We start from the raw sequence: 20,706 nt of genomic DNA on the forward strand, positions 1-20,706 counted from the left end.
GGTTGGTCGGCGGATCGACCGGACGTCGTCTGCGGTCCCGCCGTGCCGGCGGGTACGAAAAACCGGGGTGTGGCCGCGCGGCCACACCCCGGTTCCCCCTTCGAGCCCCGTCAGCAGGCGTTCTTGCTCACGACGGTGTCACCGGGGTTGTGCGCCTTGCCGTTGAAGTACGGCTTGACGCCCTTGCCGCCCTTGGTGACGGTGTAGTGCAGGTGCGCGTTGCCCTTGGCCTGGCCGGTGTCGCCGACGTAGCCCAGCAGCTGGCCCTGCTTGACCTTCTGCCCGTTCTTGACCTTGGGCTTGCTCGTCATGTGGAAGTAGTAGGTCTTGTAGCCGCCGCCCATGTCCATGGACACGCCCCAGCCCTGCCGGCTGCCGTACTTGGCCTCGATCACCTTGCCGGAGGCGGCGGCGAGGACCGGCTGGCCCTTGGTCTTGCCGCCGACGCGCCAGAAGTCCCGGCTGTGCGTGTTGGGCCAGTGGCCGTTGTACGTCGTGCCCTTCCACTTCTGGCCGCACTTGAACGGCGCCTGGAACTTCGGCGCCGCCGCCAGTTCGGCGTCGGTCAGGGTGGTCTCCTCCAGCACGGTCTCGCCCAGCCCGAAGTCGTCGCCGGCGGCCACCGGCTCCCCGGCCCACGCCGGCGCGGCGAGCATGACCCCCGCCCCCACGACCGCCGCGGTGGTCACGGCCAGCTTCCGGAAGAACGTCTTCACCACAATCCCCCTGTTCGGTTGCGGAACAACGCCCCGAACGGTGCCGGGCCGACCGTGTGGAAACCCTGTGCCGACCTGGACGCCCTGCTCGGCCCGTGGTCCGTCAAACAACGGTGTGGCCCGGTGGCGCTCCCACTACGATGGGCCGCCGATCACGCTCAGCACGTTGGAGGACACGGGTGAACGACCGCTTACCGATGCGACCCGAGCGCGGGACGCCGGCCAAGCCCGAGGGCGGGACACCGGCGCGGCCCGGTCCGCGGTCGCCGGCCCACCGGACGGCCGACGGGTCCGGCCCGGTGCACACCGCGAGCAGCCTGAACTTCACCGAGTCCGTCGGCACCCGGGAAGAGGTGTGGGACCGGCTCGGACCCAAGATCCAGGAGCGGGTCAACGCGCGGATCGGCCGCGTGGTCGAGTGGTGGGCCACCGACGTCAACGGCCGCAACGCCGCCGCCGTGCTCGGCACGCAGGCGTTCGTCACCGTCGAGCCGACGGTCAACGCCGCCGGCAACCCCGCGCACGAGATCCGGACGCTCAAGCTGGACGAGTCGACGTTCCGCCGGGCCACGGTCAACGCCGCCGCGACCCCGCCCGCGCCGGCGGGCCGCGCGTCGTCGGGTCCCGGCTCCGGGCCCGGTTCGGGACCCGGCAGCGGCCCCGGCGCGCCGACCACCCCGCTGACCAGGCGGCTCGACGGCGGCATGACCGGGTTCCTGGGCAACCTGCCGGCGCGTGCGCAGCAACTGCTCCAGGAGCCGTTCCTGACCGACGACGGCGAGCTGTGGCACGACTTCTACTACTTCCGCACCGGGTCGCCGCACGCGATGAACGGCAGCACCCTGCGGGTCTGGTGCTACCTGGCCAACCGCCGGTACGTGACCTTCGCCGCCGGCACCGGCCACGGCTACCGGTACGACACCGGCCCGCGGTCCTGGGAAGTGACGTGCTGGCGGGCCGAGGTCGTGGGCCGGTGACCGGTCCCTCCCTGCGCGACCTCGACGGGCACAACCCGTACGCGCTGCTCGGGGTCGAGCCGAAGGCGACGCGGGCGCAGATCGTCGCGGCCCACCGCCAGCAGGTCCAGCTCGTGCACCCGGACCGGCCGGGCGGCAGCGAGTACGAGACGAAGCTGCTCCACATCGCGAAGGACGTCCTGCTCGACCCGCGCCGCCGCGCGGAGTTCGACGCGACGCTCAAGGCCGGCACGAGCGCATCGGGGACCGGCACGAGCGCGGAGGACCGCGACGACCCCGAGGACCGCCACGACGAACCGGCTCGGGCGGACTCGCTCTGGGAGAGCGAGGAGGTCGTCGTCGGCGTCGAGCCGCCGAACCGGGACGACCGGCACCGGGACGACGGGCACTGGGACGACGAGCACTGGGACGACCGGGCCGAGTCGGCGTGGGACGACGCGACGTGGGACAACACCCCGCCCCGCCACGACCCGGCGTGGGACACCACCCCGCCGCGCCACGACCCGCCGTACTGGACGCCCCAGCCACCACCTCCTCCCCGGTGGCAGCCGCCGCCGCAGTGGCAACCGCCGCAGTGGCAGCCGCGCCGCCGGGCGGTCTCCGCGCTGCCGATCGTGGCCCTGGTCCTCGCCACGGTGTGCTCGTGCGCGCCGCTCGGCGTGATCCTCGGCTTCGCCAGCCTGCGCAACCCGAAGGGCACCGCCGACCGGGTCATCGCCCGGATCGCCATCTCGATCGGCACGATCTCGACGTTGCTGTTCCTGTACTACCTGTCCAAGTCAACGACCAACCCGTGAGCCGGCACGGGCCGCCAGCCACCCGACCACCACCAGCACCGCGCCCAGGACGAGGAACCCGATGTCGTAGGCGAGCTGGTCGGGCCCGTGCCGCACGTGGTGGACGCCGAGCACCAGGTGGTCCACCACGCCCTCCACCAGGTTGAACACGCCCCACCCGACGAGCACCCCGCCCCACAGCTGCCCGCCGGACAGCCGCGGGGCGCGGTTGAGCAGGCCCACGCCGGCCAGCACGAGCAGCAGGCACAGCAGGTGGAACAACCCGTCTCCGACCATGTTGACGTGCAGGTTCTCCGGGGTGGTCGGCGGGTGCCAGCCGGAGAGCATGTGGTGCCAGCCCAGGATCTGGTGGGCGACGATCCCGTCGACGAACCCCCCGATCCCCAGCCCGAGCACCACCGCGGGCGTCCTGATCGACATACCGTCGGGGTAGCCTGCGCCACCCCGGCGAAACTCGACCGTTCGGACCGCCCGCGCCTTCCCCGGACGTGTGACCGAGGCCACCGCCGAGCGGGAACAGGGCCGGGCGGCGGGTCGTTGTAGGGACCGGGTCGGTGCGGTCCGTGTCCCCCGGGCCTCATCTCAAAGCCTTCGCGGAATACCGTCCGGCTGGAGCCGCGTCGTGCCACTCGCCGAGAGGCGACCGCCGCACCGACCCCCTCAAACGCACTCCCCGCCCCCCGCACCGGGGCACGCGCGGCGCTCGTTCAGCGGACCGGACCGGTGAAGCGGAGCAGCGTGCCGGACGGGTCCAGGAAGGCGCAGTCGCGGGTGCCGTCGGTGCGGGTGATCGGTTCCTGCATCACCTCCACGCCCGCCGCCTCCAGGTGCCCGAACGTGGCGTCGCAGTCGTCGGTCACGAAGACCACGCCGCACGTGCCCGTCACGCCCGGCACGTCCCGGTAGGCGGCGAACACGTCGTCCAGGTCGTGGACGGTCAGGGTGCACGTGACGGACCCGGGCGTCACGCGCGGTCCTCGTCGCCGGTGCGCAGGTACACGACCTCCAGGTCCGGGTCGGGTTCGGTGTCGATGGCGATCCGGGTGATCCGGTCGCCCACCACGGTGAACTCGAACACCGCCGCCACCCGCCCCCGGTGCGACCACACCGCCGCCGGCACGCCGTCCACCAGCGCGACCCGCGCGGCCTGCGCCCGGCCGGAGAAGAAGGCCGCCACCGCCTCGGCCCCGCGGATCTCGCCGACCTCGGCGTCCGGGTCCAGCACGGCCAGCAGCCCCGCGAAGTCACCGCCGCGCGCGGCGGCCAGGAACGCCGCCACCACCTCCCGCTCGCGCGACCGCGCGGCGGCGGTGGTCTCGGCCGCGCCGCGCACCCGTCGCCGCGCCCGGCTGGCCAGCTGCCGGGTCGCCGCCGGCGAGCGGTCCAGGACCGCGGCGATCTCGTCGAACGGCACGGCGAACACGTCGTGCAGCACGAACGCCAGCCGCTCGGCCGGGGCCAGGGTGTCCAGCACGACGGTCAGCGCCACGCCCACCGAGTCGGCCAGCAGCGCCTCGTCCTCCGGGTCGGCAGGCCCGGGACCCGCGGTCGGTTCGGGCGGCAGCGCGCCGGTCGGGTCCTCGCGCCGGGACCTGCGAGCCTCCAGCATGTTCAGGCACACCCTGGCGACGACCGTGGTCAGCCACCCGCCCGGGTTCTCCACCCGCGCGGTGTCCGCGCGGCTGACCCGCACCCACGCCTCCTGCACCGCGTCCTCGGCCTCGGTGGGCGACCCGAGCATCCGGTGGGCCACCGCGCGCAACCGGACCCGGTGCTCGGCGAACCGCTCGCTCAGCCAGTCCTGCTCGACCATCTGTCACATCCCTCCGACCCGACCTGTCATACCGACTGACCGGCGGAACCACGCCGATGTGACAACAACGGGAGAAGATCGTGTCAATGCGGATGAGTGCCATCATGCTCGGCGTCGAGGACCTGGACCGCGCCCGGGAGTTCTACGTCGAGGGCCTGGGCTGCGAGGTCGAGAAGGACACGCGGGGGTTCGTCGCGCTGAGCATGGGCGACGGCGCCCCGCAGCTCGCCCTCTACGAGTGGGACGCGGCGGCGCGGGACGCGGGCGTGCCCGCCGAGGGCTCGGGCTTCCGCGGCGTCTCGTTCCACGTCAACCCCGACACCCGGGCGGCCGTGGACGAGTTGGTCGGCAAGGCGGTGGCGGCGGGCGGCAGCGTGGTCCGCGAGGCCGCGCCCGCCGACTGGGGCGGCTACTTCGCGTACTTCAGCGACCCCGACGGCTACCTGTGGAAGGTCACCACGTACGGCTCCTGACCTCGCACGGGACCGGGCCGGTGGCGCACCGGCCCGGTCGCCCGCGATCCGCCCGTGCGGGTGGTTTAAGGGCGGTCGTGGTTCGAGGTGGGCACTCCTTGGACGGTGTGGACTTGTCGTTCGAGGGAGTTCTCATGCACAGCCGTGCTTTGGTCGCCGTCCTCGCGTGTGCCGCGGTGTTCCAGGGGCCCGTCGCGCTGGCCGACGGTCCCGGCGGGGCCATCAGTTGCGGGACGACGCCGGAGGACCGCGTGACGTCGCGCGGGGAGACACAGGTCAGATCGCAGTCCTGGTTGGACGAGCGCGTGCCGTACAGCCAGAACGCCTGCCACCGCAACGCCCACGGTGACTACCGCACCGACTGCTCCGGCTACGTCTCGATGGCGTGGGGCCTGACCCACTCGCGCACCACGGTCACCCTCCGGGAGGTCGCGACCGGGATCCCCCACGGCGACCTGCAACCCGGCGACGCGCTGGCCAACGACAACCACGCGGCCCTGTTCGTGCGGTGGGCCGACGAAGCCCGGACCGAGCCCGTGGTGCGGGAGCAGACGGGACCCGACGGCCAGCCGCCGGTGGAGCGCAAGTGGACCGCCGACACGGCCGCCCGTTACACGGCCTTGCGCTACTACAAGGTCGTCGAGGGCGCGTGACTCAGCGCAGGACGGCGGAAAGCAGGTCCGTGCCCAAAGTGGACACTGCGCCCTGGTTCAGGGTGTACCGGACGTAGCGGCCCTCGCGCTGGGTGGTCAGCAAGCCCGCCTCGCGCAGGACCGCCAGGTGACGGGACACCTCGGGCGGGGTCAACTCCCAGGTGTGGGCCAGTTCGCCGGTCGTGTGCGGGGCTCGGGCCAGGGTTCTGAGCAGGCGCAGGCGGACCGGGTGGGACAGCGCCTCCAGGCGGCGGGTGACCGCGGACAGGGACACCGGGGCCGACGGGTCCGCCACCGGGTACTGCACGACCGGCTGCCACCCGGGCGCGTGGACCACCACCAGGTGCGGGCGGTTGAAGACGCTCGGGATGAACGTCACCGTGCTGCCCGAAGTCGCCTTGTCCTGCAGCTTGTCCACGACGATGCGATCGCCGTCGGGGGCCACGGTCACCGCACCGGACACCGCCGTCAGCGCAGCCCCGATCCCCTGCCGCCGCAACAGGTCGTTCTTCACCCGCAAGTCGGCCTCCAACCGCGCCGCGACACCCGTCCACGCCGCGTCGAAGAAGGCCTCGGCGCACCGCTCCAGGGTCCGCCGGACCCGGGTCCGCACGGCCGCCGGGTCGGTGAGCAGCCGTTCGGCGAAAGCCTCGTGCCGCGGACCCCGCGCCGCGGCCACCTCCAGAGCGCGGTCACGCGCGACCGGGTCGGTGAGCGGCGACGGGACCGGCGAGCGGAACCGGGTGCCGCCGCACGTCGTCACCAACGCGGCGGTCACGTACGCCTCGTCGGGGATCCGGTCCACGTCGTCCAACTCCTCGGCGAGGGTCGGCCGGGGCCGGGCCGGCAACAGGAAGTCCGCCTGCGACGACCGCCAGAGCACCTCCGCCTCCCGCAACCGCTCCGCCCGCTCCGGCGGCAACCCGGCCCACACGTCCCCCGCCCAGCCCGCGAGCGCCGGGTGGTGCCCCGGCTCGGCCAGCACGTGCAGCATCGCGGTCAGCTCGGCCAACGGCGAGGCGGCGAACCGCACCCGCTCACCCGGCGGCCCGCACAGGTCGATCCTCAACGTCACCCGCCCATCATCACCGCACCCCGCACCGCCACCCGCGTCGGTTGACGGGATGCGTCAACCGACGTGCCCGCGGCCACCGCCCGCCGCCACCGTGGTCGCCGTGACCAAGATCCAGCCCGCCGCGCTCGTCCGCGCCTCCGGCGGCCCCCGCTACGCCGTCGCCCTCGCCGTGGACGCCCTCGGCACCGGCCTGCTGCGCCCGTTCCTGCTGCTCTACGGGGTGGTGGTGCTCGGCCTGTCCGCACCGGCCACCGGCGTCGCCATGACCGTCGGCGTCGTGGTCGGCCTGGTGTGCATGCCCGGTGTGGGCCGGTGGCTGGACCGGGGCGCGCGCAGCACGGTCGTGGCCGCGTCCATGCTGGTCCGGGTGCTGGGCGTGGCGCTGCTGGTGGCCACCCCGACCGGGAACGTGTGGCTGTTCGCCACCGCGGCGCTCGTCCTCGGCGTCGGCAACCAGGCTTGGCCTGCCGCCCACGCCGCGCTCGTCGCCACCATCGCCCACGGCCGCGAACGCGACGCCGCCCTGGCCGCCGGCCGGTCCCTGCGCAACGCGGGCCTGGGCGTGGGCGCGCTGGTGGCGACGGTGTGCCTGGCCGGCGGGCCCGGGGCGTTGCAGGCCCTGGCCGTGGCCACCGGGGTCGCCTACCTCGCCGCCGCCGCCCTGGCGTGGTCGGTCCACGTGCGCGCCGAGGTGACCGCCCCGACGCGGGACGCCGGCCCCGCGCCGAAGATGCCCGCGCTGCTGGCCGCCAACGTCGTGTACGTGTTCTGCCTCAACGTCCCGGAGATCGCCCTGCCCCTGGTCCTGGTGACGCAGTTGGGCGCGTCCCCGGTGTGGTCGGCGGCGATCTTCGTGGCCAACACGGTCCTGGTGGTCACCCTCCAGGTGCCGATCACGGTGGCGATGGCCCGCTTCTCCCGCCGCACCGCCCTGGCGCTGGCCGGCGTGGTGCTCACCGCGTCCTACCTGGGGTTCCTCGCCGCGACCTCGCTGGAGGGCGGCTGGGCGGCGGCGGCCGTCGCGGCGGTGTCGGTGGTGTGCACGCTCGGCGAGATCGGCTACGCGGGCAGCGCCACCGCCCTGGTCACGCACCTGGCCCCGCCACACGCGCTGGGCCGCACCCTCGCCCGGTTCGAGCTGTCCACCGGCTTCGGCCTGGCCGTCTCCCCCGCCGTCATCACCGGTCTCGCGCCGCACGGCCCCGCCGCCCTGTGGGGCACGCTCGCCGCCGCGACCCTCGCCTCCGCCGCGGCGGTGCGGGCGGACGCGGGCGACCGCGCGGCGCGGCTCGCCGCCGGCGCCTGACCGGCGGTTCAGCGGTTGGACGAGGGGAACCTGCCGCCGCTGCTGCCCAGCGCGATCAGCTCGGTGTACTGGTCCTGCCACGAGCGCTCGGTGGTGAGCAGGTCGGCCAGGCGCTGCGCCCAGGCGGCGTCGATCGGCGCGGGCCGTTCGGTCAGGTGGTGCTCGGTCTCCGCGCGGGCCCTGAACCACTCGGACAGCGTGGGGTCGAGGGCGGGGCCACTGGCGTCGTCCGGCATGCGCCCGACTGTACTGCGCCGACCGCGCCCGTGCGTGGACCACGTGGGGTACAGTCTGCCGGGTTGGGCACGAGATGCCGGCACCCCGCCGTTGCGGTCCCCAACCCAATCCGGTCCGCACGACGTCGACCGGAGACGGGAGCACCGGCTTGCCGCCGGACCACCTGTACGCCCCCGCCCCACCCCCTTCCTCCTTGTCCGCGCCCGGACGGCCGCAGCGGTCCCGCGTCGCCGGCGGGAGCTTCGCCGCCGCGCGGACCGCCGCCGACGAGGCCGAGGCCGTGCAGCGCACGCGGGCCGCGCTGACCGTGGCCGGGCACTCGCTCGACCCGGGCGACTGCGTCGAGCTGCTGTCCATGCTGGGCCTGCCCGATCCCGAGACGCGCTTCCGCGCCGCCACCCGGGACCGGCACACGAACCGCTCACCCCTGGACGTGCCCGACACGTCCTCCATCGCGCAAGGAGCACGTCCATGACACAAGGAACCGTGAAGTGGTTCAGCGGCGCCAAGGGTTTCGGCTTCATCACCCCGGCCGGCGGCGGAGCGGACCTGTTCCTGCACCACTCGGAGATCCAGGGCTACGACTTCCACGGCCTGCCGGACAACCAGGCGGTCGAGTTCGAGGTCGGCGAGGGCCGCAAGGGCCCGCAGGCCACCGCGGTGCGCGTGCTCTGAGCACACCGGTCGCGGGCGGGGACTCCCTCGCCCGCGACCCGGGCCCCCGGCCGGCCCGCCCCGCACGCTGTGCGACGAATCGACCGGAGAAATTCACCCGACCGATTTCCGGAAAAGGCCCGGAAAAGCGTCGCGGGTGTAGACTCGACTTATCCGGCCACGGTGGAATTCCGGTTCTCACGGCACCACGCCGGCGTTTCCGACAGCGGGTTCGCCATGCCGAGCAAGAGCACGCACACCTCCTCCCACGGCCTCGTCACGCCCTCGGCGGGCAGGGTGCTGCGGGAACCCCCGACCTTCGACCACGACCTCGACCGGGCCACCGGCGAAGGCTGGGCCAGGACGCCGGGACCCGGGCTGCGGATCCGCCCCGACGGGCTGCTCGACCGCTCGCGGGACGATTCCGACTGAACGCCCTCCGGACGCGTCAGCGCTCCGCCAGCCCGGCTTCGTAGCCCGCGATCACCAGCTGCGCCCGGTCGCGCGCGCACAACTTGGCCATCAGGTGGCCGATGTGCGTCTTCACCGTGTGCCGGCTCAGGTGCAGGGCCTGCTCGATCTCCCCGTTCGACAGGCCGCGCGTGATCAGCGCCAGCACCTCCCGCTCGCGGGGCGTCACCCCGTCCAGGGGCCGCGGCGCGGGCTTGCGCAGGAACTCGCCGATCAGCCGCCGGGTCACGGTCGGCGCGAGCAGCGCCTCACCGGCCGCGACCGTGCGCACGGCGTCGAGCAGCCGGGCCGGCGGGACGTCCTTGAGCAGGAACCCGCTCGCGCCCGCCCGCAGCGTCGCGTAGACCGCCTCGTCCAGGTCGAACGTGGTCAGGATCAACACCTTCGGGGCGTCGGGCGACGCGGTCAGGTGCCGGGTGGTGGCGATCCCGTCCAGGTCGGGCATCCGCACGTCCACCACCGCCACGTCCACGCGGTGCGCCCGCGCCGCCGCGCACGCCTCGCGCCCGGTGCCGGCCTCCGCGACCACGTCGATGTCCGGATCGGACGCGAGCAGCGCGCGCACGGTGGCGCGGTACCGGGGTTCGTCGTCGGCGAGCAGCACCCGGATCGTCACGGCGCGCTCCGCTCGAACGGCAGGGTCGCGCGGACGGCGAACCCACCGCCGGGTTCGACGCCGGCGTGCAGGGTGCCGCCGTGCAACGCGGCCCGTTCCCGCATCCCCACCAGCCCGTGCCCGGGTGGACCGGCGACCGCCGACACGCCCTCGTCGACCACCGACACGACCAGCCGGTCGGGCCCGACGACGGTCTCCAGCCGGCAGCGCGGCGGATCGCAGTGCCGGCGCACGTTGGTCAGCGCCTCCTGCACGATCCGGTACGCCGACACGCGCACCGCCGCCGGCGTCCCGCCCAGGTCGGCGAGGGAAGCGTCGACCGCGACCCCCGCCGAGCGCGCGTCGGCCACGAGCCCGTCCAGGCCCGCCGGCACCGGGTCCCGCAACCCGCCCAGGACGGTGCGCACGTCGTGCAGCGCCGCCCGGCTGACCTCCTCGATGGTGCGCAACGCCGCCTCGCGGTCTTCCCCGAGGTGGTTGGCGACGGCCGCGCGCATGGCGATCAGGCTCAGGTTGTGCCCGACGACGTCGTGCACGTCCCGCGCGATGCGCAACCGCTCGTCGCTCACCGCCCGCGACGCCCGCAGGTCCGCCAACTCGGCGTAGTGCCGCCGCCTGGTCCGGACGAACGCGGCCACCCCCCACGCCCCGGCGACGACCACGACGCTGGTGGACAACGCGGCCACCGGGGTCGTCCGGAACGACTCCGCCCCCGGCGGCACCGGCACCAGCGGCAACCCCGGCACGGTCAGCACGACCACCGCCGCGACCACCACCCCCGCCACCGCGGCCACCGCACCCACCACGCCGGCACGCGCCGACCGCAACCCCACCGGGTACAGCGCGAGGGCGATGGCCGGCAACACCGCCGCGCCACCGCCGACGACGATCGCCCCGGCGCCGACGACGACCACGACCGCCAGCACGGCGACCGGCCGCACCCGACGCACCGCCACCGGCAGCCCGAGCGCCACCGCCATCCCCCACACCAGCGGGTCCGACCGCTGCGCCTGGACGACCGCCAACGCCACGACCGCCACCGCCGCCACGGCGTCGGCCGCCACCAAGCCCTTCTTCACGCCCACCACCGTAAGCGCCGCCGGCGGCTCCCCACCTCGGACCACGGTCCGATGCCCGAGCCGCGCCACCCGACCGACACTTCCGGCCGTGTTCACGTCGATCCTGACCGCGCTGACCCTCTCGGCAGCGACCCTCACCGTCCCCACCGGCACCGACATCGCGGCGGCGGTCCGGCAGTACCAGGAGGAAGCCGGACTGCCCGGCGTCGCGGTGACCGTGACCCGCGGCGACAAGGTCCTGCACGCCGCCGGTTACGGCCGCACCCCCGACGGCGAGGCCGTCACCGAGCACACCGTCATGCCGGTGGCCTCGGTGAGCAAGTCCTTCACCGCGCTGGCCGTCCTGCGACTCGTGGAACGCGGGAAGATCCGCCTGGACGACCCGGTGCGGACCCACCTGCCGGAGTTCACGATGGCCGACCCGCGCGCCGCGAGGATCACCGTCCGCCACCTGCTCGACCAGACCTCGGGCATGTCGGACACCACGTTCCGCTCGTTCAGCGGCCCGAGGGTGCACACCCTGCGCGAGGCCGTCGAGTCCATGCGGGACGCCACCCTCGCCTCGGACCCCGGCGCGAAGTACGAGTACCACAACCCGAACTTCCAGGTCGCCGCACGGCTGGTCGAGGTCGTGGCGGGCGTGCCGTTCGAGGACCACCTGCGCGCCGACGTCTTCCGCCCGCTGGGCATGAGCCGCAGCAGCACCGCCAACACCGAACGCGACCTGCCCGCGTCCGGCCGGGGACACCTCAAGGTCCTCGGCGTCCCGGTCGCCCTGCCCGAACCACCGGCGTTCGGCAACGGCTCCGGCGGCGTCCTGAGCACCGCCCACGACATGGCGGCCTGGCTGATCGCCCAGAACAACCGGGGTCGCGGTCCACACGGGACGATCGCCACCCCGGAGAGCATCGCCGAGAGCCACACCGCCCGGTCGGGGCGCTACGCGCTGGGCTGGTTCGTCGGCACCACACCCGCCGGCGCGCCCCTGATCGACCACGGCGGCGACCTGTTCACCTCGACCGCCTACCAGGCGCTGCTCCCCGCGTCGGGCCACGGCGTCGCGGTCATGGCCAACACCGGGATGCTCCACGGCGACGCCCAGGCGCTCGGCGCACGGATCATCGCCCTGCTCGAAGGCCGCCGACCGGACCCGGTCACCGGTCTGTTCACAGTGGACGCCGTGCTCCTGGCGCCGGCCCTCGCGGTCGGGGCGCTCGCGGTTCGCGGTGTGGTGCGGGCGAGGCGGTGGGCGGGGAAGCGCTCGTCGCTCCCCCTGGCAGCGGCGAGCCTGCTCCCCCTGCTCCTGCCCCTCCTGCTCCTGCTCACCGTCCACCGCGTGGTCGGCTTCCTCTACCGGGGCCGGGACGTGGCCCGGCTCCAGGTCCCGTACCTCTACCCGACCTTCACGGTGTTGCTGGCCATCGCCGCGCTCGGCGGTGTGGCCGTGGCCGTGACCAGGGCCTTCGCCCTGCTCAAGCGGTGAGCCACACGCCGTCGACCATCAGGTCGCGGCCGGCGATCTCGTTGGCCTCCCGCCACGCCTGGACCAGGTGCGGGCGGATGCGGAAGTACGGGTAGTCGCGTTGTGCGCGCGGGTCGAACCCGGTCTTCGCGGCGAACTCGTCGGCGACCCGGTCATCGACCTCGACCTCCTCGGCGATGCCCTCGACGAGCACCACGTCCCGGGTGGGGCCGAGGGTGAGCCGGACCCGCCCGACGGCCCGGAGGTTGCGGGCCGTCGGGGTCGTCGCGGCCGTCGAGACCAGCAGCGTCTCGCCGTCCCACAGGTAGGACAGCGGGACCAGGTGGGGCGAACCGGCCGGGCCGGCGGTCGCCACCCACGCGTCGACGTCGTTCTCCAGCCGGCGCAGCGTGTCGGCTCGACGCCGCGCCCTCGGCCGGGGCGGTGCGGCGACGGTCATGCCACGGCCCGCCGGAGCAGCTCGCCGATGCGGGTCTCGTCCGCCTCGGTCAGCGTGGTCAGGGCGAAGGAGGCGGCCCACATGCTGCCGTCGTCCAGCGTGGCGTTGTCGGTGAAGCCCAGGGTCGCGTAGCGGGACTTGAACTTGCCGGCGTTCTGGAAGAAGCAGACGACCTTGCCGTCCCGGGCGTAGGCGGGCATGCCGTAGTACAGCTTCGGGGTGAGGACCGGCGCGTGGGCCTTGACCAGGGCGTGGACCCGTTCGGCCAGGGCGCGGTCGGCCTCGGGCATCTCGGCGATCTTCGCCAGCACGTCGGCCTCCAGGTCGGCGGCGGTGGCCTTGGCGCCCCGGCGGGCGGTCTTCTTCAGGTCGCGGGCGTGCTCCTTCATCGCGGCGCGCTCTTCGGCGGTGAAGGTGGGGGCGGTCTTGGTGGCCATGATCAGGTCTCCTGTCGGGTGGGTCGGTGGGTGGGGGCGTGGATGTTCGGCGCGGGTGGGGTCAGCGGTCCTGGAGGATGCCGAGCACGTTGCCGTCGGGGTCGGTGAAGGTGGCGACCAGGCGGCCGCCGCCGACGTCGCTCACCGGGTCCTTCACGGTCGCGCCGGCGGCGGTGACCTCGGCGAGGGTGGCCTCGATGTCGGCCACGTGCCAATAAGCCACGGGCGAGGTCATGCCCTGCGGGCCGCCGCCCGGGACCAGGCCGATGTGCTGGCCGTCCACGTCGAAGCCGACGTAGTAGGGCTCGTCCACCTGCGGCGACGCGCCGATCAGGGCGGTGTAGACGGCCTTGGCGGCGGTCAGGTCGGACACGGGGTGCAGGACGGTCTTGACGCTCACGATCACTCCTGGTGGGGGGGTTCGCCGCGGCCGGTGTCGGCCACGGGAGAACTCTCTCCCGGATCGCGGCCACGGACATCCGTGGTGACCACGGAGTCGACCACGTAACCGCGCTACGCAATCGGGCAGGATGTCCTCCGTGGACGCTCAAGCAGGGATTTCATCCAGGGAGGCGGAGGTGCTGTCCCTGCTCGGGGAGCACCTGAGCAACGCCGAGATCGGCGCGCGCCTGTTCATCTCGGTGCGCACGGTCGAGACCCACGTGTCGTCCCTGCTGCGCAAGCTCGGCGCGCCGGACCGGCGGGCGCTGGCCGGGCTCGCCGTCGAGTGGGGGCGGGTGGCCCGCGGCGGCCGGGTCGCGCCCGCGTTGCCGTCGCCGGTCACGTCGTTCGTCGGGCGCGCGCGAGAGCGGGCGTTGCGGGCCGAGGCGGTCACCACGCAGCGGCAGGTCAGCGCGGTGGGGCGGGGCGGGGTGGGCAAGACGCGGCTCGCGCTCGCGGTCGCGGCGGACACGGCGGGCGAGTTCGGCGACGGGGTGTGGTTCGCCGACCTGGTGCCGGTGACCGACCCGGCGATGGTCGGGGCGGCGGTCGCGGCGGCCATCGGCGTCGGCGAACAGCCCGGCCGCAGCCTGGACGACTCGGTGATCGCCACGCTGGCCGACCGGCGGGCGCTGCTGGTGCTGGACAACTGCGAGCACGTGCGCGACGGCGTCGCGCCGTTCCTGGAGCGGATGCTCGGGTCCTGCCCGCGGGTGACCGTGCTGGCGACCAGCCGCGCGCGGCTGATGGTGCCGTTCGAACGGGTCCAGCCGATCCCGCCGCTGTCGCTGTCCGGCGACGCCGAGTCCGACGCGGTCGCCCTGTTCCTGGACCGCGCGGCGGCGGTCGGCTGGCCGGTGCCGCCGGAGCAGCGCGGGCAGGCCGCCGAGGTGTGCCGGGGCCTGGACGGGGTGGCGCTGGCGATCGAGCTGGCCGCCGCCCGGCTGCCCACGCTGGGCCTGGACGGTCTCACCGACACGCTGTCCGACCAGTTGCGCCTGCTCAGCGGCGGTGCGCGGGCCGACGACCGGCACCAGTCGGTGCGGGCCACGCTGGAGTGGAGCCACGCCCTGCTCGACCCGGCCGACCGCACGGTGCTGCGCCGCGTCTCGGCGTTCGTGGCCCCGTTCACGGCGAGCGCCGCCGCGCGGGTCGCCGGGTTCGCGCCGCTGGACCCGGCGGCCGTGACCGACGGGCTGGCCCGGCTCACCGAGCACAGCCTGCTCACCGTCGTCCCCTCCCCCGGCGGCACCCGCTACCGCACGCTGGAGAGCATCCGCCAGTTCGGCGCCGAGCGGCTGGCGGAGGCGGGCGAGGCGGACGAGGTCCGGTCGCGCCACCTGGCCTGGTGCGCGGCGACCGCCGCCGACCTGGTGGCCGACGCCGCGCCGGACACCGGGGCGTGGCGGTCGCGGTTCGACACCGCCGCCGACGACGTGCGCGCCGCCCTCGGTTGGGCCGCCGCCGAACCCGCGCACCGGGCCGGGGCGCACGCCCTGGCGCTGGACCTGGCCGCGGCGGCGTTCCGCCGGACCCTGCTCGGCGAGGCGCAGCAGCGCTACGAGCAGGCGGCGGCGCTGGCCGACGACCCGGCCCCGGCGCTGCGGGAGGCGGCGGCGGTCGCCGGGTGCCGGATGCGCGGCGAGGACATGCACCGGCTGCACCGCGCCGCCGCGGCCGCCGCGCTGGCCGCCGGGGACACCGCCGGAGCGGCCCGTGACCTGGCCACCGCCGCCGCCGGCGCGTACCGGTTCGCCCGCGCGTTCACCCACCCGCCGCAGGACGAAGCCGCCGACCTGCTCGCCGAGTCCCGCGAGTTGGCCGGCGCCGACCCGGCCGCCACGGCGGCGATCGCGTTGGCCGAGTGCGGCGTGCTGGGCGCCGGGTCGGCGCTGCCGGAGGCGTTGACCCGCGCGGAGCGGGCCGTCGAGCTGGCGCGGCGCACCGGTGACCCGCTGGCCGAGAGCGCGGCGCTGGACGCGCTCACCGCGACCCTGTGCTGGGCCGGTGACACGGTCACCACGGCGGCCACCACCCGGCGGCGCGTCGGGCTGTCCCTCCCGGACACCCCGGCCGGCGCGCTGGAACGGGTCACCGCCCTGGCCGAGGCCGCCGAGGTGGCCGTGGGCGTCGGCGACCTGGCCGGGGCGCGCCGCTGGGGCCGGCAACTGCGCGACCTGCCGCTGCTGGCCGAACGCGGCGACTTCGCCACCTCCCGCCTGCTGGTGGCCGACGCCCTGGTCGGCGACGCCGCGGCGGTGCTGGACGGCAGCACGCGGTTCCTCGACGCGTGGGAACGGGCGGGCCGGCCGCACGCGCCGGACCTGGCCACGGCGGCGGCCGCGGTGGCGATGGTCCACGGGCTGCGCGGCGACGACTCCCGGGAGCGGTGGCGGACCGTCGTCACCGACCTGGGCGTCACCCCGCGGGACAGCGCCGGGTACCGCGCGGTGTTCGACACCATCGTCCTGCTGCACCACGGCCGGACGGCGGAGGCGGCCGAGCGGACGGCGGCGGACCCGGGCACGTTCGACGAGCAGGTCCTGTGGGTGTGGCGCGACTGGTACGTGGTCCTGCGCGCCGAGGCAGCGGCCCTGACCGGCTCCCCCGAGGCCCGCGACCGCGTGGCCGCCGCGCGGTCGGCGGTGGCCGGGAACGCGTTGGCCGTCGCCTTCCTGGACCGCGCGGAGGCCGTGCTCGACGGCGACGAGTCCCGGCTGCTCGCGGCGGTGAAGGCCTTCCAGCGCGCCGGCTGCCCGTACCAGGAGGCCCGGACGCTGGTCCTGCTCGGCGGTGCCCACGCCACCGCCGGCGCCCGCGCCCTGGCCGACCTGGGGCTCGGCGTCGGGTAGTCCGCCCCTGCTGGTCCGACCGGGAGATACCCGCGTTCACGGCTCGACCGCGCCGCGACCCGGGCCGTACGGTCGAGCGATGGCGGAGCTGAGGACCGCGCTGGCCGGGGCGGTCACGGTGGAGGACGTGCAACGCGTCCTGCGCACGACCGTGCGGGCCGCCCTGGCCGCCCACGGCGCGACGGTCGTGCTGCTCGACGGCGACCAGTGCTACTACGCCGACGAGGACTCGATGAGTCCACTGTGGAAGGGCCAGCGCTTCCCCGCCGCGAGCTGCATCAGCGGGTGGGCGATGGAGCACCGGCAGGCGGTGGCGATCCACAACATCCGCAACGACCCGCGCATCCCCCAGGCCGCCTACCGGCCGACGTTCGTGCGCAGCCTCCTGATCGCCCCGATCCTGCGCCCGAACACCGTGGGCGCCCTGGGCGCGTACTGGGCGACCCGCCACCACGCCACCGACCACGAGGTCGGCACGCTGGAGGCCATCGCCGCCGCCGCCGGCGAGGCCTTCGACCGGTTCCTCTGTGGACGTTCCCCGGACGGACCGTGAAACCGTTGAAGCACAAGCGGAATGACCCCTTGGCCAATCACCGCGACCTCAACACACTGCAACCATGGACACCATGCGGAAGACATCGGCGGCGGCGCTGCTCGCGGCCGGGTTGCTGTGCTGGCCCACGGCCACGGCGGTGGCGCAACCGCCGCCCACGTGCGCCGGGCTCGCCGCCACGCAGGTCGGGACCGCGGGGGACGACGTGTTCTTCGGCACCGCCGGCGCCGACGTGTTCGTGACGTTCGGCGGGAACGACGTCGTGTTCGGCGCGGGCGGCGACGACACGGCGTGCCTGGGCGCGGGGGCCGACGAGTTCTTCGGCGGCGCGGGCGACGACCGCGCCGACGGCGAGGACGGCGCCGACACGCTCAACGGCGAAGCCGGGGCGGACACCCTCACCGGTGGCGCGGGCGCGGACCGCCTCGACGGCGGCGCGGACGCCGACACGCTCACCGGCGGCGCGGGCGCGGACACCCTCAGCGGCGGCCCCGGCGACGACCGCCTCTCCGGGCAGGCCGGCGCGGACCGGGCCGACGGCGAGAACGGCAACGACGTCATCTCCGGCGGCAACGGCCCGGACGACCTCGACGGCGGCAACGGCAACGACATCGTGGACGGTGACGCGGGCAACGACACGCTCACCGACCCCGCCGGCCTCGACGTCGGCGACGGCGGCGCGGGCCCCGCGGACCGCTGCGACTCCCGCTTCGAGTCGCTGTCCGACTGCGAGGTCATCTTCTGACCACCCTGCACACGGGTTTTCCGGCGACCCTCCGCAGGCTCCGGTCCACACCGGACCGGAGCCTTCTCTCGAACCGGAATCGTGCTCACGGGTACCGGGGCGTGCCGCGCGTCGGGTCCACGTGTCCGATCCGCCGCCGGGCCTTGGCGCGCGCCGAGCGCAGGGCGTCGCGCACGTCGGCCACGTCGATCCCGGCGCGGGCGGCGATGTCCCGGTGCCCCCAGCCGTGGCCCGCGAGGTGCAGGACGCCCAGGTCGAGCCGGTCCAGGGTGCGGCAGCGCGACAGCAGCCACGCGGCGTGCAGGCGGTCGACCACCTCGTCGGCGTGGTCGGCCTGCTCACCGGGCAGCAGGCGCGCGTTGCGGTGCACCCGGTCCTCCACCTCGCGGCGGCGCAGGGTCGCCGAGCAGCGCCGCCACATGATCGTGTCCAGCAGCGCGTCGAAGCCGGACTGGTGCAGCGCCGGGATGTCCATGACCTGCACGAACGCGTCGTGCACCAGGTCCTCGGCCTGTTCGGCCAGGCCCATCCGGGCGGCCAGCAGCACCAGCCGGCGGTGGCGGCGCACGCACAGCGCCCAGGCCTGTTCGGCGGTCAACCGGGGGCAGGGCTCCGACCGCTCCCGACGGGAACGGTCCGGTGGGCCGAGCGGCGCCACGTCCCCAGTCCTCCCGGTTCGTCACGCGCCCGTGCCCGGGGTGCTGGGAAGGGGACACCCGGGTGCACCGCGGAGGGATGTGACGGCTGTGCCCGTCCACGTGCGGTGGTGTCCCCTTCCGTCGGCACGGCGCTCCCTGTCACACCGTGCCCGCGCCCGCGGGGCGGGTCCGTTCCAGCATGACCGCCCTGGTGCGGGCGTTCCAGGGTTGCGCTTGGCGCGCCGTCGGAGACTGGCCTGTTCGCGTGGTTCCGGCGGTCGGGTTCTGTGAACGACGGTCCGGAAAGGACGGTCCAGGACGTCAGGGCAGGTCCACGTGCCACGTCAAGCGGGTGCCGCCGCCCGGCTCCGGCACCACCGTGGACGTGCCGCCCCAGCGCTTGGCGCGGTCCTCCAGGTTGCGCAGGCCGCTGCGGGCCACCTGGTCCGGGATGCCGACGCCGTCGTCCACCACGGTGACGGTCAACCGGTCCGCCGCCTCGACCGTCACGGTCAACGTCCCGGCGCGGGCGTGGCGGACGACGTTGCTCACCGCCTCGCGGACCACCGCCTCGACGTCCTCGGCCATGTCGTCGGGCACGGAGTTGTCCACGGTGCCGGTCATCCGCACCGCCGGGGTCAGCGCGGTCGGCTCGGTCAGCTCCGAGACCAGGTCGAGCAGCCGCCGCCGCAGGCCCGGCACGTCGTCGCCGGCCTGGAGGTCGAAGATGGACGTCCGGATCTCCAGCACAGTCTCGTCCAGCTGCTTGACCGCCTTCTCCACCCGCTCCCGCACCCGCGGTTGCTGGATGGACCCCAGCGCGCCCTGCAGGCTCATGCCGGTGGCGAACAGCCGCTGGATCACGTGGTCGTGCAGGTCGCGGGCGATGCGGTCGCGGTCCTCCAGCAGGTCCACCAGCCGCCGCGCCCGCTGGTTCTCCGCGAACTCCAGCGCCACCGCGGCCTGGTCGGCGAACGACGCCAGCAGCGGCACCTGGTCCAGGCCGAACTGGGCGCTGCCCTTCTCGCGCGCCACCACCAGCACACCGGTCACCGTCGCCCCGGTCCGCAGCGGCACCGCCACCCCCGGGCCGACGTCCACGGCCCGCCCCCACAGCCGACCCTCCAGGTCGTCCATCATCAGCGGGGTCGCCGAGGACACCACCTCGCCGACGAACGAGCCCGCCACCGGCAGCTCCGCCCCGACCAGCTCCTCCACGTCCGAGCCGCCGCCCGCCGCGACCCGCAGCACGCCGTCCTCGACCAGCACCAGCAGCGACACCGCCGCCGCCGACAGCTCCCGGGTGCGCTGGGTGATCAACCGCAGGGCGTCCTCCGGCGACGCGCCACCCAGCAGCACGCTGTTGACCTCGGCCGTGGCCTCCAGCCACCGCTCCCGCATCCGGGACCGCTCGAACAACCGCGCGTTCTCGATCGCCACACCCGCCGCCGCCGCGAGCGCCGAGAGCACCACCTCGTCGTCGGCGGTGAAGTCCGCCCCATCGACCTTCTCGGTCATGTAGAGGTTGCCGAACACCTCGTCGCGCACCCGCACCGGCACACCCAGGAAGCTGTGCATCGGCGGGTGGTTGGCCGGGAAACCCACCGACGCCTTGTGCTTCGCCAGGTCGTGCAGCCGGATCGCCCGCGGGTCCTTGATCAGCAGCCCGAGCAGGCCCTTGCCCTGCGGCAGGTGCCCCATCCGCGACCGCGTCTCCGCGTCGATCCCGACGTAGACGAACTCCGAGAGCCCCTCGCGCGGCCCGAGCACGCCCAGCGCCCCGTACCGCGCGCCGACCAGCTCGGTCGCCGCCTGCACGATCCGCTGCAACGTCGAGTCCAACTCCAGACCGGCCCCGACCGCGAGCACGGCGTCCAGCAGGCCCTGCATCTTGTCCCGCGTCGAGGCGATCTCCGCCAGCCGCTCCCGGACCTCGTCCAGCAGCTCGTCCAGGCGCAGACCACCCAACAGCTTGTGGGGCGACTCCTCCGGTCCGGTCATGGCGACCAGCCTGACACGGCGACCGACGAGCGCAAAGCCCAGGTCCCCTGGGTGGCGGGTCCGGGGCCGGGCGGGACGGCCCCGGCGCGCCCCGAGGACGCGACGGGGAGGGGCCCAAGCCCCGGGCCTTCGGCCCACTGCCCGCTCCCGCGACCCGGCGGGGAGCTCGGGTGACGACCCACCCGCCGAGTCCGGCGGGAGGGCGCGGCCACCGTGCCGGCACCCCGACGCGCGTCCCGACCCGGACAGT

At 74.8% G+C, this 20,706-nt stretch carries 25 protein-coding genes; 12 read left to right on the forward strand and 13 right to left on the reverse strand.

All coding sequences use genetic code 11. The features are described 5' to 3' along the window. Positions 1-110: 110 nt before the first annotated feature. A complete protein-coding gene (locus AB0A74_RS27175) occupies positions 111-716 on the reverse strand; it encodes a M23 family metallopeptidase (protein WP_358253720.1) in 606 nt (201 codons plus the stop codon). Positions 717-895: 179 nt separating this feature from the next. Here AB0A74_RS27175 and AB0A74_RS27180 point away from each other — a divergent pair, with 179 nt between their 5' ends. Then, the gene (locus tag AB0A74_RS27180) at positions 896-1,693 is read left to right on the forward strand and encodes a hypothetical protein (RefSeq protein WP_358253721.1); all 798 of its coding nucleotides are present in this window, start codon (positions 896-898) and stop codon (positions 1,691-1,693) included. Next, entirely contained in the window at positions 1,690-2,490 is an 801-nt protein-coding gene (locus tag AB0A74_RS27185; protein ID WP_358253723.1) for a DnaJ domain-containing protein, read from the forward strand. Before AB0A74_RS27180 ends, AB0A74_RS27185 begins: the two co-directional genes overlap by 4 nt. Here AB0A74_RS27185 and AB0A74_RS27190 read toward each other — a convergent pair. The 3 genes from AB0A74_RS27190 to AB0A74_RS27200 form a co-directional block, all read right to left on the reverse strand. After that, on the reverse strand, positions 2,473-2,910 hold the full coding sequence (locus AB0A74_RS27190; RefSeq protein ID WP_358253724.1) for a DUF2243 domain-containing protein: 438 nt from the start codon (positions 2,908-2,910) through the stop codon (positions 2,473-2,475). The genes AB0A74_RS27185 and AB0A74_RS27190 overlap by 18 nt on opposite strands. Positions 2,911-3,197: 287 nt before the next feature. After that, on the reverse strand, positions 3,198-3,458 hold the full coding sequence (locus AB0A74_RS27195) for a VOC family protein (protein ID WP_358253726.1): 261 nt from the start codon (positions 3,456-3,458) through the stop codon (positions 3,198-3,200). Further along, a complete protein-coding gene (locus AB0A74_RS27200) occupies positions 3,455-4,303 on the reverse strand; it encodes a sigma-70 family RNA polymerase sigma factor (protein ID WP_358253727.1) in 849 nt (282 codons plus the stop codon). Before AB0A74_RS27200 ends, AB0A74_RS27195 begins: the two co-directional genes overlap by 4 nt. 86 nt (positions 4,304-4,389) lie before the next feature. On the opposite strand from AB0A74_RS27200, the gene AB0A74_RS27205 reads away from it, so the two are divergent. Both AB0A74_RS27205 and AB0A74_RS27210 read left to right on the forward strand, forming a co-directional pair. Beyond that, entirely contained in the window at positions 4,390-4,776 is a 387-nt protein-coding gene (locus AB0A74_RS27205; RefSeq protein WP_358253729.1) for a VOC family protein, read from the forward strand. Positions 4,777-4,874: 98 nt separating this feature from the next. Then, positions 4,875-5,429, forward strand: coding sequence for a hypothetical protein (locus AB0A74_RS27210; protein WP_358253731.1), 555 nt, complete (start codon positions 4,875-4,877; stop codon positions 5,427-5,429). Position 5,430: 1 nt separating this feature from the next. Here AB0A74_RS27210 and AB0A74_RS27215 read toward each other — a convergent pair whose 3' ends face one another. Then, the gene (locus AB0A74_RS27215; protein ID WP_358253733.1) at positions 5,431-6,504 is read right to left on the reverse strand and encodes a helix-turn-helix domain-containing protein; all 1,074 of its coding nucleotides are present in this window, start codon (positions 6,502-6,504) and stop codon (positions 5,431-5,433) included. Between the two features lie 100 nt (positions 6,505-6,604). On the opposite strand from AB0A74_RS27215, the gene AB0A74_RS27220 reads away from it, so the two are divergent. Continuing rightward, the gene (locus tag AB0A74_RS27220) at positions 6,605-7,810 is read left to right on the forward strand and encodes an MFS transporter (protein WP_358253735.1); all 1,206 of its coding nucleotides are present in this window, start codon (positions 6,605-6,607) and stop codon (positions 7,808-7,810) included. An 8-nt stretch (positions 7,811-7,818) separates the two neighbouring features. Here the strand turns inward: AB0A74_RS27220 and AB0A74_RS27225 are convergent, their stop codons facing one another. Beyond that, complete coding sequence (locus tag AB0A74_RS27225; RefSeq protein WP_358253737.1) at positions 7,819-8,046, reverse strand: hypothetical protein; 228 nt, start codon at positions 8,044-8,046, stop codon at positions 7,819-7,821. 194 nt (positions 8,047-8,240) lie between these two features. Between AB0A74_RS27225 and AB0A74_RS27230 the strand changes: the two genes are divergently transcribed. The 3 genes from AB0A74_RS27230 (at position 8,241) to AB0A74_RS27240 (ending at position 9,133) form a co-directional block, all read left to right on the forward strand. Further along, on the forward strand, positions 8,241-8,522 hold the full coding sequence (locus AB0A74_RS27230) for a hypothetical protein (protein WP_358253739.1): 282 nt from the start codon (positions 8,241-8,243) through the stop codon (positions 8,520-8,522). Further along, positions 8,519-8,722 (forward strand): cold-shock protein, encoded by a 204-nt coding sequence (locus tag AB0A74_RS27235; RefSeq protein WP_358253741.1) that lies wholly within the window; start codon positions 8,519-8,521, stop codon positions 8,720-8,722. Before AB0A74_RS27230 ends, AB0A74_RS27235 begins: the two co-directional genes overlap by 4 nt. Positions 8,723-8,938: 216 nt before the next feature. Continuing rightward, entirely contained in the window at positions 8,939-9,133 is a 195-nt protein-coding gene (locus AB0A74_RS27240) for a hypothetical protein (protein WP_358253743.1), read from the forward strand. A gap of 16 nt (positions 9,134-9,149) precedes the next feature. Here the strand turns inward: AB0A74_RS27240 and AB0A74_RS27245 are convergent, their stop codons facing one another. Next, positions 9,150-9,788 carry a response regulator transcription factor gene (locus tag AB0A74_RS27245; RefSeq protein ID WP_358253744.1) on the reverse strand — a complete coding sequence of 213 codons (639 nt, stop codon included), beginning with the start codon at positions 9,786-9,788 and terminating at the stop codon, positions 9,150-9,152. Beyond that, positions 9,785-10,867 (reverse strand): histidine kinase, encoded by a 1,083-nt coding sequence (locus AB0A74_RS27250; protein WP_358253746.1) that lies wholly within the window; start codon positions 10,865-10,867, stop codon positions 9,785-9,787. Before AB0A74_RS27250 ends, AB0A74_RS27245 begins: the two co-directional genes overlap by 4 nt. 88 nt (positions 10,868-10,955) lie before the next feature. Here AB0A74_RS27250 and AB0A74_RS27255 point away from each other — a divergent pair, with 88 nt between their 5' ends. Further along, entirely contained in the window at positions 10,956-12,350 is a 1,395-nt protein-coding gene (locus tag AB0A74_RS27255; RefSeq protein WP_358253748.1) for a serine hydrolase domain-containing protein, read from the forward strand. Here the strand turns inward: AB0A74_RS27255 and AB0A74_RS27260 are convergent. From AB0A74_RS27260 to AB0A74_RS27270, 3 genes are all read right to left on the reverse strand, one after another. Continuing rightward, on the reverse strand, positions 12,340-12,789 hold the full coding sequence (locus tag AB0A74_RS27260; RefSeq protein WP_358253750.1) for a pyridoxamine 5'-phosphate oxidase family protein: 450 nt from the start codon (positions 12,787-12,789) through the stop codon (positions 12,340-12,342). The genes AB0A74_RS27255 and AB0A74_RS27260 overlap by 11 nt on opposite strands. Beyond that, on the reverse strand, positions 12,786-13,226 hold the full coding sequence (locus AB0A74_RS27265) for a DUF1801 domain-containing protein (RefSeq protein WP_358253752.1): 441 nt from the start codon (positions 13,224-13,226) through the stop codon (positions 12,786-12,788). The genes AB0A74_RS27260 and AB0A74_RS27265 overlap by 4 nt, the downstream gene beginning before the upstream one ends. Before the next feature lie 61 nt (positions 13,227-13,287). After that, on the reverse strand, positions 13,288-13,626 hold the full coding sequence (locus tag AB0A74_RS27270) for a VOC family protein (protein WP_358253754.1): 339 nt from the start codon (positions 13,624-13,626) through the stop codon (positions 13,288-13,290). A 139-nt stretch (positions 13,627-13,765) separates the two neighbouring features. Here AB0A74_RS27270 and AB0A74_RS27275 point away from each other — a divergent pair, with 139 nt between their 5' ends. The 3 genes from AB0A74_RS27275 to AB0A74_RS27285 all read left to right on the forward strand — a co-directional run bounded on the left by AB0A74_RS27275 (position 13,766) and on the right by AB0A74_RS27285 (position 17,817). Next, a complete protein-coding gene (locus tag AB0A74_RS27275; protein WP_358253756.1) occupies positions 13,766-16,519 on the forward strand; it encodes a LuxR C-terminal-related transcriptional regulator in 2,754 nt (917 codons plus the stop codon). Between the two features lie 79 nt (positions 16,520-16,598). Further along, entirely contained in the window at positions 16,599-17,072 is a 474-nt protein-coding gene (locus AB0A74_RS27280; protein ID WP_358253758.1) for a GAF domain-containing protein, read from the forward strand. A gap of 64 nt (positions 17,073-17,136) precedes the next feature. Then, complete coding sequence (locus tag AB0A74_RS27285; RefSeq protein WP_358253760.1) at positions 17,137-17,817, forward strand: calcium-binding protein; 681 nt, start codon at positions 17,137-17,139, stop codon at positions 17,815-17,817. Between the two features lie 85 nt (positions 17,818-17,902). Here the strand turns inward: AB0A74_RS27285 and AB0A74_RS27290 are convergent, their stop codons facing one another. Then, positions 17,903-18,415: a hypothetical protein gene (locus tag AB0A74_RS27290; protein ID WP_358253762.1), complete on the reverse strand. Its 513-nt coding sequence runs from the start codon at positions 18,413-18,415 to the stop codon at positions 17,903-17,905. A 361-nt stretch (positions 18,416-18,776) separates the two neighbouring features. Further along, a complete protein-coding gene (locus AB0A74_RS27295) occupies positions 18,777-20,456 on the reverse strand; it encodes a GAF domain-containing protein (RefSeq protein WP_358253763.1) in 1,680 nt (559 codons plus the stop codon). Positions 20,457-20,706 lie beyond the last annotated feature (250 nt).

It is taken from the genome of Saccharothrix sp. NPDC042600, assembly GCF_040647305.1.
In the GTDB taxonomy this organism is placed as follows: Bacteria; Actinomycetota; Actinomycetes; order Mycobacteriales; family Pseudonocardiaceae; genus Actinosynnema; species Actinosynnema mutabilis.